The organism is Streptomyces sp. NPDC050287, from assembly GCF_044459385.1.
Taxonomy (GTDB): domain Bacteria; phylum Actinomycetota; class Actinomycetes; order Streptomycetales; family Streptomycetaceae; genus Streptomyces.
Window position 1 is genome coordinate 151,255 of sequence record NZ_JBITIY010000008.1, and the last position, 12,749, is coordinate 164,003.

A 12,749-nucleotide genomic window follows, 5' to 3' on the forward strand; every position below is an offset into this window, starting at 1 on the left:
GTGCTGAAGGCGACGCTCCGCAGCTTCCTCGCGCACAAGGGACGCCTGCTGCTGTCCGCGCTGGCCGTCGTGCTGTCCGTGGCGTTCGTGGCGGGCAGCCTGATCTTCTCCGACACGCTCAGCCGGACCTTCGACCGGCTCTTCGCCTCGACAGCGCCCGATGTCACCGTCAGCCCGAAGGAGACCCTGAAGGAGGGGGTGCCCTCGGGCATGACGGCCACCCTGCCGGCCGCGCTCGCCGAGCGGGTGGCCCGGGTCGACGGGGTCGCGGACGCGCGCGCGGACGCCGAGGTCCAGAACATCACCGTCGTCGACAGCGACAACCAGTCCGTCGGCCCGACCACCGGTGCCCCGACCATCGGCACCGACTGGAGCCCCGACCAGCGCAGCCCCGTCGAGCTCACCTCCGGCCACGCCCCGCGCGGCCCAGCCGAGGCGCTGCTGGACTCGGAGTCCGCCGACCGCAAGCATGTCCGGATCGGGGACACGCTCACGGTGATCGCGGGACCGGGCTCGTTCAAGGTCCGGGTCGTCGGCATCGCCACGTTCACCACCACGAACCCCGGTGCCGCGCTGCTCTTCCTGGACACCCCGACCGCGCAGCAGAAGCTGCTGGGGAACCCTCGGGCGGCCACCAGCATCTCGGTCGACGCCGCCGAGGGCGTCAGCGACGCCCAGCTCAAGCAGCGGGTGGCCGCCGCGCTCGGCGCGCACCGCTACGAGTTCCGGACCGCCGGCGAGCAGGCCAAGTCGGACGTCGACCAGCTGGGCGGATTCCTCGACGTCATCAAGTACGTGATGCTCGGTTTCGCGGGGATCGCGGTGCTGGTCGGGGTGTTCCTGATCGTCAACACCTTCTCGATGCTGATCGCCCAGCGCACCCGGGAGCTGGGCCTGCTGCGCGCGCTCGGCGCGGACCGGCGCCAGGTCCGCCGCTCGGTCCTCACCGAGGCGCTGCTGCTCGGCGTGGCCGGCTCCACGCTGGGCCTGGCCACCGGTATCGGGCTCGCGGCCGGGCTGATCGAGCTGATGAACTCGTTCGGCATGAACATCAAGTCGAGCGAGATGGTCATCGGCTGGGGCACGCCCGTGGCGGCGTACGTCGTCGGTGTCGGCGTCACCTTCGTGGCCGCGTATCTGCCGGCCCGGCGGGCGGCGGGCGTCTCGCCGATGGCGGCCCTCGCGGACGCCGAGATCGCCGGGATCGGCAGGCCGCTGCGGACACGCGCGATCGTGGGTGCCGTGGTCGGGGCGCTCGGTGCGGCCGCGCTCGTGGGCTGCGTCACCGCGTCCAGGACCGCTTCGGCGGCCTCGCTGCTGGGTCTCGGCGTCGTCCTGACGCTGCTGGCCACCGTGATCGCGGGTCCGCTGCTGGTGCGGCCGGTGATCCGGGTCCTCGGCGGGGCCTTCCCCGCGCTGTTCGGGTCCGTCGGCCGGATGAGCCAGCGCAACGCCCTGCGCAACCCCCGTCGCACCGGCGCCACCGCGGCCGCGCTGATGGTGGGCCTGGCGCTGGTGGGCGGGATGTCGGTGGCGAGCGCGTCGATGACCAAGTCCTTCGACCAGCAGATCGACAAGACGCTGGGCGCCGACTACGTGATCCAGAACAGCAACTTCCTGCCCTTCCCCGAGGAACTCACCGACGCGGTGCGCGACACCCCGGGCGCCGGGCTCGTCGTACGGTCGCGGTTCACTCCGGTCGCGGTACGGCTGCCGGACGGCGAACGGGTCGAGACGACCGCCGCGGCCTACGACCCACGGCTCGACGAGGTCGCGCACATCACGTACGCACAGGGCGACACCGCCGCGGCACTCGCGGCCGGCCGCATCGCCATGGACCGGGACTTCGCGCGCGACCACGACGCACGTGTCGGCAGCACCGTCCCCGTCGAGTTCCAGGGCGGACGCACCACCCGGCTGACCGTGGGCGCCCTCACCGACCAGGACTCCGCTCAGGGGTTCGGCACCAAGGGCGGCCTGTACTTCGGCCTGGCCACGCTGGAGAAGTTCGCGCCGGGCGGCCAGGACTCCGCGCTGTACGTGAACGCCGCCTCCGGGACGAGCGACGACGACCTGCGCACCAGCCTGGAACGGACGCTCGACCCCTATCCGCAGGTGCAGGTGCGCGACCTGGCCGACTACAAGAAACTCATCCACGATCAGATCGCCGTCCTGCTGTACCTGGTGTACGCGCTGCTCGGGCTGGCGATCGTCATCGCGGTGCTCGGCGTGGTCAACACCCTCGCCCTGTCGGTCGTCGAGCGCACCCGGGAGATCGGGCTGCTGCGCGCCATCGGGCTCGCCCGGCGTCAGCTGCGCCGCATGATCCGGCTGGAGTCGGTGGTGATCGCGGTGTTCGGCGCGGTGCTGGGACTCGCGCTGGGCCTGGTGTGGGGGGTGTGCATCCAGCGGGTGCTGGCGTTGCAGGGTCTCAAGGCGTTCGCGGTTCCCTGGACCACGATCGTCGCGGTGGTGGTCGGCTCGGCGGTGGTGGGGGTCGTGGCGGCGCTGCTGCCCGCGTTGCGTGCGTCCCGCATGAACGTGCTGGCGGCCATCGCGCACGAGTGATGGAATCGCACGAGTACTCAAGTCCCCTTCAGTCAAGGAGAGTTGATGTCCCGTCCGTTCCGTTTCGGTGTCAACATGATCGTTCCCGCCCCGGCCGCGGAGTGGCGGTCCAAGTGCCGCCGGGCGGAGGAACTCGGCTACGACGTGATCCTGGTCCCCGACCATCTCGGCATGGTCGCGCCCTTCCCGGCGCTGGTCGCGGCGGCGGAGGCGACCGAACGGCCACGGCTGGGCACGTTCGTGCTGAACGCCGGTTTCTGGAACCCGGCCCTGCTGGCCCGCGAGGTCGCCACCACGGACGCGCTCACCGGCGGGCGGCTGGAGCTGGGCCTGGGCGCCGGGTACGTACAGGCGGAACACGACTCGGCCGGGTTGCCGTACGGTTCGCCGGGCGAGCGCGTCGACCATCTGCGGCGCACCGTCGACGAGGTGGAGCGGCTGCTCGGTTCCCCCGACCACCAGCCGCAGCCGGCGCAGAAGCCGCGCGTCCCGTTGATGATCGGCGGCAACGGTGACCGCGTGCTGCGGCTGACCGCCGAACGGGCGGACATCGCGGCCTTCACCGGCGCCCGCCCGGTGCCGGGGAACACGGCGGGGAAGATGCTGCCGGTCACCGCTGAGGAGCTCGACGAACGGCTGGCCAGGTACCGGGAGTTGGCCCAGGGGCGCAAGGAGCCGGCGGAACTGAACCTGCTGCTGCAGATGGTGGCCGTCACCGAGGACCGGGAGGCGGCTGTGCGGCCCCTCGTGGAGCGGGTACCGGACGTCACCGTGGAGGAGGCCCTGGAGCTGCCTCTCCTCGTCGTCGGCACCCTGAAGCAGACCGTCGCGCAGCTGCTGGCGCAGCGGGAACGGTACGGCTTCACCTATCTGACCGTGCTGGAGCCGTACATGGAGGCGTTCGCTCCGGTCATGGCGGAGTTGCGGGGCCGGTGAGGTCCCGGTGACCGTCGCCGGTACGAGCAGCACGTGCCGCCGCTGAACTGTCCGGGTACACGATCAGTTCACCTTCACGAGCCGGTCACGGCGGCCGGGCGGCCTGAGTCGCCGGTGAGATCGGTGGTCGACCGGGTCGATATACCGCTTCTGACTCCGAACATTGGTCGGTACCTTGTGAGTTGACTGGGGCGTAGGCATGTGTGCGGGAGGGTGCATTGGGCCGCGAACAGGGCAGAACCGAGCCCACCGAGCTGGCGATGGCGCGCTATTTGGTCGCTCGTCTGGCGCCCGGGGAGCTGGCGTTGTTCGACGAGACGGTGGCGGCTGCGCCGCGCGGCGGGCAGGTGAAGCGACGGCGCGACGATCCGCTCGGTTTCGGAGCCGTGGAGAGCGCCGCGGTGGTGTTCACCACGGTGGCCTGCGGGGTGGCGACCGAAGTGGTCAAGAGCCTGGCCGAGGATGCCGGAAGACAGGCCGCCGACCGTACGAAGGGCTGGCTGCGGCGTCTGCGGCCCGCACGGCAGTCGACGTCCCCGGCCGACGAGGACGCGGGCGCGGCCGCGGCGTCGCTGCCCTCCGAGGTGCTGGCCGACCTGCGGGGAGTCGCTCGGCGCCGAGCGCTGCTGCTCGGTCTGCCGGAGGACCGGGCCGAGCTGCTGGCTGACACGGTCGTGGCATACCTGCGTGAACGCACCGACGAGGGGTGAGCCGCCGTGGACCTGCGAGGCCCGGCGCCGGGTGCCGGGGCGGGTTCGGTCGCTTCGCGGAGCCGGACGTTCCTCTTGCCGTCCGCCACGCTGACCGCGTTCATTCTGCTGATCGTCGCGGTCCTGGCGTTCACCGTGGTCATGCAGCCGGACTCCCACGCGGTCTTCACCCGCCACTGGCAGGGCAGCGGGAGAGATCCGGTCGATTCGTGCCTGCGTCAGGGCATCGCACGCGTGGGCGGGGCCGAGGCCGCCATGGAGTTGTGGGCGCAGGGCCGCCGACTGCCGGGCGTGGCCGAGTGCAACCGCAACGCCTTCGACCCTGCGCACTCTCAGTCGTTCCTGATCAACTGCGGGCTCCTGGCCGCCGCCACCGCCCTGCACTACTGGTTCCGGTCCACCAGCCGGGCACGTCGCCGCGGGGTGCGGCTCATCACCGCCGAGAACCTTCCGCACCTCGCCGCCGAGCTCATGCGCCTGGCCGACCGTGCCGTTCCAGGCCGGCAGGTGCGGTTCCTGATCGACCTGCTCGACCCGGCGGCGAACGGTGTGGCGTTCGGCCGAGCCGGTCGGCGGTACGTGCTCCTCGGGCGGGGCGTGCTGCCGCTGCTGGACCGCGACCCGGAGGCGCTCGAGGCGCTGGTCCTGCACGAACTGGCACACATCCGCAACCGCGACGTCGACCTGACGATGATCACACTCGGGTTCCTGCGGGCGTACGCGGTGCTGGTGTTCGCGCCCGTCGCGCTGGGTCGGCTGCTGGCCGTGGTCTTCGGCGTCCACCCGTGGCTGTACGCGGCGAACTTCGGGCAGATGCTGGGCCTTGCCCTGCTGCTCACCGTGGCACGGGCGCAGGTCCTGCGGACCCGGGAGTACCAGGCTGACGCGCGCGTCGTCGCGTGGCAGGGCCGGCCCGAGCCGCTGCGGCGGCTCCTCGTCGCCGCCGCCGAGTCGGCGGACACCGCGGGCCGACTGCGGGCGTCGTTGCGGCGGCTGAGCGGCACTCACCCGACCGCGGCCGCGCGGGCTGCCGCGCTGGCGGACCCGGGGCCTTTGATGGCGCCCACCTTCGGTTTCGCTCTGGTGCTGGGTGCGTGCCTGGTCCTGGTGTGGGACCCGAGCAGCTCACCGACCGCACAGTGGAGCTACGGCTCCATCTGGCATCTGTGGCGGCCCGAACCCTTGACCGTGCTGCTGATGGTGGTGCTCGGGCTGGCCGTTCTGCGCGCCGCCCTGTACCGGGACACACCTCGGTTGCACGCGCTGCGCTGGGGCGTCGCCCTCGGCCTGGTCGTGGGCACGGCGGTGTCGCCCATGCTGATAGCCAACGGGCTGGGCATGCCGACGTCGTTCGGGATCGAGTTGGGCAGCGCGCTGTTGCGGGGTGGGTTGCTGGTGCTGCTCGTGCTGTGGTGCGAGTACCTGGCCGCGGCGTGGGCACCTGCGGTAGCGGCGGCTCGCCGTCCCCTGGGCGTGGCCTTCGTGCCCTGCGTCGCTGCCGTCGCCGTCACCCTGGCCGCGGCCCGGCCGGTGTTCGAGATGCATGCGACCTTCATCCTCGCGCAGTACGACGGGACCGCGATGAGCGACCTGCCTGGGCCATTGCTCGTGTTCGCCGTGGCCCAGACGACAGCCCTCGGGCGCTACTTCAACGACGTGCCGTGGCTGCTCGGCGCGGCGGCCCTGCTCTTCGGCGCTCCGGCCCTGGGCCGGCTCCTCGGTCCGCGCCCGGCTGCTTCGCCCTCGGCGCAGAAGCTCAGGCTCGCGAGCCTGAGGGCGGCCTGGCTCGCCGGCGGCCTGACCTACGCCGGGCTGTGGTGGGTGCTGACCGGCTACCTCGACGTGCTGTGGGGGATAACGCCGACGCCCCTGTCGGACGGGATGATGGTGGCCGGCGCGCCCGCCGCGGCGGGCGCTGCCGTGGCGGTATCCGCCCAGCACCCTCTACGGTGGTCGGTCATCACGTCGGTACTCTTCGGCCTGCCCTTCGGTGTGCTGTTCGCGGTGGCCTGGGACATGCCGACGAACCTCATGCGCGACTCCCTCATCTTCGGCGTCGAGGGTGCCTTCCTCGCGGCACTCGTCATCTCCGGCCTCTCCGCCGCGAGGCGCCCGGCGGAACGTCCCGGCGGACCGCCCGCGACACCGGCTGACAAGGCCATGAGGCCACCCCGACTGCCGCGGCACTAGGGCCTGTTGCGAAAGTGGCCTCGTCGCCCGGAGGGCGGCCGCGCGGCGTCCGGTGCGTGCTCTGGGGGTCCCCCCGGCCGAAGGCTGGGGGAGTGCCGCCCGGAAGCCCTCGTACTGGGCGTACTCGGGCTTTCGGGCGGTGCGGCGAGAGTGCGTGCCGGGCGTCGCGCGGCAGAGGCCACTTTCGCAACAAGGCCCTAGGCGCTGGACGGACAAACCGTTCGCGCGACAGACCGGCCCTCTGCTTGGCTCGCCCCATGAGCGATCTCCACATCCGCCACGCCATCCTGTCCGACATCGACACCGTGTTGCGGTTCTGGCGCGAAGCCGCGGAAGGAACCAGCATCAGCGACGACCACGACGGAGTGGCCCGGCTCATCACACGAGACCCCGAAGCACTCTTCCTCGCAGAGCGCGACGGCCTCCTCACCGGAACCGTCATAGCCGGCTTCGACGGATGGCGATGCTCCGCCTACCGACTCGCCGTACACCCCGACCATCGTCGGCAAGGCATTGCCACCGCACTCCTGGAAGCAGCCGAACAACGATTCGCCGCCCTCGGCGGGCGACGCGTCGACGCCATGGTCCTGGAAGCGAACGAACAGGCCCACCACGCGTGGGCCGCGGCCGGCTACCACCGCGAGGACCACTGGCGGCGCTGGGTCAAGCCGCTCACCGAGTAGCGCGGAGTCCGCCACTCACGCTCTTTTGCCCATCCTTTACCCTTGGAGGGTCACTCGATCCTCCATGAAAGGTGTGAGCGTCCGCCCATGGGCGAGCCTCCCAGTACCAGTACGCGACATCGCGCGATCCTCCCCGCCCTGTCCGATCATGGGACGGAGGTGACCCGATGACCGAAGTGCTCCTCCTGCTGGTGGCGATCCTGCTCTCGCTCGCCTGTGGTGCCTTCGTCGCCGCCGAGTTCTCGCTGACCACCGTCGACCGCGGACAGCTGGAGGGCGCCGCCGAGCGCGGCGAGCGGGGGGCGGCCGGGGCCCTGCGGGCCGTACGGAACCTCACCTTCCAGCTCTCCGGCGCACAGCTCGGCATCACGGTCACCAACCTGGTGGTCGGCATGCTCGCCGAGCCGTCGATCGCCGCGCTGATCGCGGGTCCCCTGGAAGCCGTCGGCCTCTCGCGCTCCACCGCGAGCTCACTGGCGCTGGTCCTCGGTACGGCCCTGTCGACCGTGTTCCTGATGGTCGTCGGCGAGCTGGTGCCCAAGAACTGGGCGATCTCCTCGCCGCTGGGCGTGGCCAAGCGGGTCGGCAACGCCCAGCGCTGGTTCAGCGCCGCCTTCCGTCCCTTCATCACCCACCTCAACAACACCGCCAACCGTGCGGTACGGCTGTTCGGCCTTGAGCCCGCCGAGGAGCTGGCCTCCGCGCGCGGACCCCAGGAGCTGGCCGCGCTGGCCCGGCACTCCGCCCGGGAGGGCGCCCTGGAACCGGACACCGCCGAGCTGTTCGTACGGACGTTGAACCTCGCCGACCTGACCGCCGAGAACGTGATGACCCCGCGCGTGCAGGTCATCGCCCTCGACGTCCAGGCGACCTGCGAGGACGTGGCGAACGCGACCCGGGCCACGGGCCTGTCCCGGTTCCCGGTCTACCGCGGCAACCTGGACTCGGTCGTGGGCACCGCGCACGTCAAGGACGTTCTGGCGATCCCCGCCGAGCGCCGGCCCCGGGTCCCGGTCGCCGAGCTGATGCGCGAGCCGCTCATGGTCCCCGAGTCGCTCACCGTCGACCGGCTGCTGGACCGGCTGTCCGGCAAGCGGACGATGGCCGTCGTCATCGACGAGTACGGCGGCACGGCGGGCGTGGCCACGCTCGAGGACATCGTCGAGGAGGTCGTCGGCGAGGTGCGCGACGAACACGACCCTCACGAGACACCCGACCTGGCTCCGTCCGGCAGCGACGACGAGGGCCGCACCCTCTACTCCGCCGACGGCTCCGCCCGCACCGACCAGCTCGCCCGCGTCGGCCTGCGGACGCCCGAGGGGCCGTACGAGACACTGGCCGGCCTCGTCGCCACCGAGCTCGGCCGGATCCCCGCCGTGGGTGACCGGATCGAGGTCGCGGGCTGGCGGCTGGACGTCGTCGACGCCTCGGGCCGCCGGGCCGCGCGACTGCTGCTGCACGCACCGCCGCACGAGGACGGGACGGAGGTGGAGGGCTCGTGACCGCCGTCCAGTTGCTGGTAGGTCTGGCGACCCTGGTCGTCAACGCCTTCTTCGTCGGCGCCGAGTTCGCGCTGATCTCCGTACGCCGCAGCCAGATCGACCCGCATGCCGACCAGGGCGACCGGCGCGCGAAGAGCGTGCTGTGGGGTCTGCAGCACGTGTCCGCGCTGATGGCGGCCGCACAGCTCGGCATCACCCTGTGCACCCTGGTGCTGGGTGTCGTCGCGGAACCCGCGATCGCGCACCTGCTGGAACCGGTGTTCCACGCGGTCGGGGTGCCCGAGAGCGCCGGGCACGTGGTCTCCTTCGTGATCGCGCTCACCCTGGCGACGTACCTGCACATGCTGCTCGGCGAGATGGTGCCGAAGAACATCGCGCTCGCGGAGCCGGTACGCAGTGCGCTGCTCCTCGGGCCGCCGCTGGTCGCCCTGTCCCGGGCGCTGCGCCCGGTGATCTTCACGATCAACGCCTTCGCGAACGCCCTGCTGAAGCTGCTCCGTGTCGAGACGAAGGACGAGGTCACCGCCACCTTCTCGGACGCCGAGCTGGCCCGGATCGTGCGGGACTCCGGCGAGGCGGGCCTGATCGACGACCGGGCGCAGGAACGGCTGCGGGACGCTCTGGAGCTGGGGCGCCGGCCGGTGCGGGACGTGGTGCTGCCGCTGGACCGGATCGCCTACGTGTACCTGGGGGCCACGCCCGAACAGCTGGAGGTGCTGTCGGCCGAGACCGGCTACTCCCGTTTCCCCGTGGTGGACGAGGGGCGGCGGATCATCGGCTACCTGCATGTCAAGGACGCGCTGGACAAGACCCCGCGGGACCTGCCGTTCCAGCTGCGGGACATGCGGGAAATCGCCCGGGTGCGGGAGAGCACACCGCTGGACGACGTCCTCACCGCGATGCGGGGCAGCCGTACGCATCTGGCCGCCGTGCTGGGGTCCGACGGACGGCTCACGGGTCTGGTGACCATGGAGGACGTCCTGCGGGAGCTGTTCGGCCAGCGAGCGTAGGGGGCGGGGCGGGTCGGTCCGGGGCGCGTCGGTCCGGGGCGGTGGCACCCGGGCCGACCGACCGACGGGTGCCGACCGACCGACGGGTATGGCCCCGGGTTACCATCGCAGACGCCATGCACACGAACCCCACTCACACCAGCCTGGTCGCGGTCGGCGACTCCTTCACCGAGGGCATGTCGGACCTGCTGCCGGACGGCACCTACCGGGGCTGGGCCGACCTGCTCGCCGGACGGATGGCGGCCCACTCCCCCGGCTTCCGGTACGCGAACCTCGCGGTGCGCGGCAAGCTCATCGGACAGATCGTCGCCGAACAGGTGGACGTGGCGGCCTCCATGCGGGCCGACGTGGTCACGCTGGTGGGCGGCCTCAACGACACCCTGCGGCCCAAGTGCGACATGGGGCGGGTCCGCGCGCTCCTCACGGAGGCAGTGGAACGCCTCGCCCCGTCCTGCGAACAGCTGGTGCTGATGCGCAGCCCGGCCCGCCAGGGCCCGGTCCTGGAACGGTTCCGGCCGCGCATGGAGGAACTCTTCGTCTGCATCGACGAACTCGCCGCGCAGCACGGCGCGCTCGTCGTCGACCTGTACGGGGCGCCCTCGCTCGGCGACCAGCGGCTGTGGGACGTCGACCGGCTGCATCTGACGGCCGAGGGGCACCGACGGGTCGCGGAAGCGGTCTGGCAGGGACTCGGGTACGAGCCCGAGGACACCGAGTGGCGCACCCCGCTGCCGCTCACCCCGCCGCCGGGATGGGCCGCGCGCCGGGTCGCGGACGTCCGCTTCGCCCGGCAGCATCTGCTGCCGTGGATAGGCCGCCGGCTGACCGGCCGTTCCTCGGGCGACGGGCTGCCGCCGAAGCGACCCGACTTGCTGCCGTACGAGGCGGCCGGCCTGGTGCCGTCCCAACGGGCCGAGCGGTCACCGTCCGAGCGGACCGAGCGGTCCCCGTCCGAGCGGACCGAGCGGTCACCGTCCGAGCGTCCCGGTCTCCGGCCGAACGAGCGGCCCGCGGAGTAGCCCGTCATGGGGCACCCGGGTGGCCCATGTGTCCACGCCCCCAAGCGCGACCTGTGGATCTTCACCCCCGACGAGGGCGCCACCGAGCACATCGGGCTAGATCACCTCGCGCACGTCAGCGCCTTCGTCGCCGACTGGATCGCCGATACCTTCACCGTGGCGACGACGTGACGGCCTGTGCGGGCAACCTCGCCCGACTCCCCGCCCGACGGAACCGAGGCCCTCGCCATGCGCAGTCAGGTCGCCATCGTCGGCGCCGGACTCCTGCTGTCCCACCATCTCGACTCCGTCGACCTCGTCGGCTGCAGCGTCACCGTCTACGGCCAGACCTAGGTGACCAAAGATGTGAAGAATGGCGCCTCCGATATTCGGACAGCGACGTCATCGCACTACTCAGAGAGAAGGCGGGAGGCATCGACGGCTCGAGCGTCGCGACACTCACGAAGGACGCAGGACCGACCAACGGCGCCTTCTACACCCACTTCACGTCCAAGGACGAGCTCGTCGCCACTGCGGTCGCCGACCAACTGCATGCACAGAACGCGAACATCGTCGCGCAGGCGGCACCCGGTCGCGACGGACTCGAACAGATCGTGCGGTGGCCTGTCTACTCAGCACCGCAACAGCCTTGACGACGGCTGCCGTCCGCCGCCCTGCTCGACGAATTGGGCGGCGAAGCGGTCGCCGTCCGCCAGGTAGGACGCCTGCCATTGGCTCGTCGCCCTGGGAAAACCCCTCAGCTCCGATGCCGGACGTCGAAGTGCGCGGAGTGCGCGGTCAGCTTGCCGAGCAATTCGATGAGGGTCCGCTGCTCGTCCTCACTGAGGGCGCCCGCCCACTCCTGTTCACGTGCGTTGTGCGCCTGGAAGGCAGTGGTGATCGCCTGCAGGCCGGCCTCGGTGAGGCCGAGCTGGACCGCGCGCCCGTCATAGGAGGCGCGCTCCTTGCTCACCAGGCCGTCCCGTTCCAGCGTGTTCACCAGCGCCGACACGGCGGCTCGGCTCATGCCGGACAGCTCCGCGACCTTCTTCGCCTCGACCGAGCCCGACAACCAGATGGCGAACAGCACTCGAAAGCCGGGCCATGACCAGCCGCGAGGCCGGTGTACGGCGGATTCGAGGTCGTAGACGAGCATGTTGGCCGCGCGGTGGAGGGTGAGCACCAGCCGCATGGCGAGCGGGTCGATGCCGGGGAGTTCCCGCGAGGCCCGGTCGACGGCGTGGTCAATGAACGACCAGAAGTGCAGGTGGTCGGCTTCCAGCGGTTCCGGTTCCTGGGTCACAGTCGGAGTCTAGGTCGGGCGGCATCACGGACCGCACTCGGGAAGCGGGCACGCGTGACACCCCGTCCAGGTTTCCGGACCGTAAAAAACCTTCACCCGGGGGCTTCCCTCCAGATGCCGACGGGGGTACGGTCCCCAATTAATCAAAGCATTGATTACATGCTCTGAGTATTAGTCGTCCCGTTTTGTCCCCCGGCTCTGTCAGGGGGCAGGTCTCCTCCCGGCCGTGCGTCCCGATGTGCCGCCGGGTAGCCCCGGCCGTTCCGCCTCCGTCAAGGGGGACGGTGTGGCGGGCGATCGATCCCAAGGAACCTCGTATGCCCGAAGTATTCGCTCCCCCCAGTCCCGGCGCGCTGCGTGCCTGCATGTCCCGTTTCGCCACCGGCGTCACGGTGGTGTCGTACGCGACCGACAGCGGTCCGCGGGGCGCCACCATGAACTCCTTCACTTCCGTGTCCGCCGAACCGCCACTGGTTCTGGTCAGCGTCGCCCGCCGGGCCCGCTGCCACGACCAGCTGGCCGACGGGCCCTTCTGCGTGAACATCCTCGGTGCCGAACAGGAGCAGTTGGCCCGGCTGTTCGCCGGGGCCTCGAGCACCGCGGAGCCTCGCTGGGCAGAGGGCGCGCGCGTCCCCCGGCTTGCCGACCCGCTCGCCTGGGTGGAGTGCGAGCCCTGGCGCGCGTACGACGGCGGCGACCACACCCTGGTCCTCGGCCGCGTCACCGACCTCGGCCACCGCGACGGCGACGCCCTGACCTACGCCTGGAGCCGTTTCGCGTCCACGACCGAGTCGACCGACGGCATCGAGCACCTCTTCTGAAGCCCTTCCCGCCCGTCCCACCCCCCTC

Annotated in this window: 13 protein-coding genes; 12 read left to right on the forward strand and 1 reads right to left on the reverse strand. The window is 71.3% G+C overall.

All coding sequences use genetic code 11. The features are described 5' to 3' along the window. From ACIBK3_RS28760 to ACIBK3_RS28810, 11 genes are all read left to right on the forward strand, one after another. Positions 1 to 2,568 (forward strand): ABC transporter permease, encoded by a 2,568-nt coding sequence (locus tag ACIBK3_RS28760; RefSeq protein ID WP_399370237.1) that lies wholly within the window; start codon positions 1 to 3, stop codon positions 2,566 to 2,568. 45 nt (positions 2,569 to 2,613) lie between these two features. Further along, positions 2,614 to 3,504, forward strand: coding sequence for an LLM class F420-dependent oxidoreductase (locus ACIBK3_RS28765; RefSeq protein WP_399370239.1), 891 nt, complete (start codon positions 2,614 to 2,616; stop codon positions 3,502 to 3,504). A 218-nt stretch (positions 3,505 to 3,722) separates the two neighbouring features. Further along, positions 3,723 to 4,214 (forward strand): hypothetical protein, encoded by a 492-nt coding sequence (locus ACIBK3_RS28770; protein ID WP_399370241.1) that lies wholly within the window; start codon positions 3,723 to 3,725, stop codon positions 4,212 to 4,214. Between the two features lie 75 nt (positions 4,215 to 4,289). After that, positions 4,290 to 6,404 (forward strand): M48 family metallopeptidase, encoded by a 2,115-nt coding sequence (locus ACIBK3_RS28775; RefSeq protein ID WP_399370243.1) that lies wholly within the window; start codon positions 4,290 to 4,292, stop codon positions 6,402 to 6,404. A gap of 257 nt (positions 6,405 to 6,661) precedes the next feature. Continuing rightward, positions 6,662 to 7,087, forward strand: coding sequence for a GNAT family N-acetyltransferase (locus ACIBK3_RS28780; RefSeq protein ID WP_399370246.1), 426 nt, complete (start codon positions 6,662 to 6,664; stop codon positions 7,085 to 7,087). A gap of 167 nt (positions 7,088 to 7,254) precedes the next feature. Beyond that, positions 7,255 to 8,589 (forward strand): hemolysin family protein, encoded by a 1,335-nt coding sequence (locus tag ACIBK3_RS28785; protein ID WP_399370248.1) that lies wholly within the window; start codon positions 7,255 to 7,257, stop codon positions 8,587 to 8,589. Continuing rightward, positions 8,586 to 9,599, forward strand: coding sequence for a hemolysin family protein (locus ACIBK3_RS28790; RefSeq protein ID WP_399370250.1), 1,014 nt, complete (start codon positions 8,586 to 8,588; stop codon positions 9,597 to 9,599). Before ACIBK3_RS28785 ends, ACIBK3_RS28790 begins: the two co-directional genes overlap by 4 nt. A gap of 116 nt (positions 9,600 to 9,715) precedes the next feature. Then, positions 9,716 to 10,618 carry an SGNH/GDSL hydrolase family protein gene (locus ACIBK3_RS28795; RefSeq protein ID WP_399370252.1) on the forward strand — a complete coding sequence of 301 codons (903 nt, stop codon included), beginning with the start codon at positions 9,716 to 9,718 and terminating at the stop codon, positions 10,616 to 10,618. 6 nt (positions 10,619 to 10,624) lie between these two features. Continuing rightward, a complete protein-coding gene (locus tag ACIBK3_RS28800) occupies positions 10,625 to 10,789 on the forward strand; it encodes a hypothetical protein (protein WP_399370254.1) in 165 nt (54 codons plus the stop codon). Positions 10,790 to 10,795: 6 nt separating this feature from the next. Then, complete coding sequence (locus tag ACIBK3_RS28805) at positions 10,796 to 10,951, forward strand: hypothetical protein (protein ID WP_399370508.1); 156 nt, start codon at positions 10,796 to 10,798, stop codon at positions 10,949 to 10,951. Between the two features lie 80 nt (positions 10,952 to 11,031). Further along, positions 11,032 to 11,250 (forward strand): TetR/AcrR family transcriptional regulator, encoded by a 219-nt coding sequence (locus tag ACIBK3_RS28810; protein WP_399370496.1) that lies wholly within the window; start codon positions 11,032 to 11,034, stop codon positions 11,248 to 11,250. Positions 11,251 to 11,354: 104 nt separating this feature from the next. Here ACIBK3_RS28810 and ACIBK3_RS28815 read toward each other — a convergent pair whose 3' ends face one another. Continuing rightward, entirely contained in the window at positions 11,355 to 11,900 is a 546-nt protein-coding gene (locus ACIBK3_RS28815; protein WP_399370256.1) for a MarR family winged helix-turn-helix transcriptional regulator, read from the reverse strand. Between the two features lie 317 nt (positions 11,901 to 12,217). Here ACIBK3_RS28815 and ACIBK3_RS28820 point away from each other — a divergent pair, with 317 nt between their 5' ends. After that, positions 12,218 to 12,721 carry a flavin reductase family protein gene (locus ACIBK3_RS28820; RefSeq protein WP_399370258.1) on the forward strand — a complete coding sequence of 168 codons (504 nt, stop codon included), beginning with the start codon at positions 12,218 to 12,220 and terminating at the stop codon, positions 12,719 to 12,721. Positions 12,722 to 12,749 lie beyond the last annotated feature (28 nt).

Coding starts and splice junctions, on each gene's coding strand:
- ACIBK3_RS28765 (WP_399370239.1), top strand. CDS start 2,614: ATGTCCCGTCCGTTCCGTTTCGGTGTCAACATGATCGTTCCCGCCCCG.
- ACIBK3_RS28780 (WP_399370246.1), top strand. CDS start 6,662: ATGAGCGATCTCCACATCCGCCACGCCATCCTGTCCGACATCGACACC.
- ACIBK3_RS28785 (WP_399370248.1), top strand. CDS start 7,255: ATGACCGAAGTGCTCCTCCTGCTGGTGGCGATCCTGCTCTCGCTCGCC.
- ACIBK3_RS28795 (WP_399370252.1), top strand. CDS start 9,716: ATGCACACGAACCCCACTCACACCAGCCTGGTCGCGGTCGGCGACTCC.
- ACIBK3_RS28800 (WP_399370254.1), top strand. CDS start 10,625: ATGGGGCACCCGGGTGGCCCATGTGTCCACGCCCCCAAGCGCGACCTG.
- ACIBK3_RS28820 (WP_399370258.1), top strand. CDS start 12,218: ATGCCCGAAGTATTCGCTCCCCCCAGTCCCGGCGCGCTGCGTGCCTGC.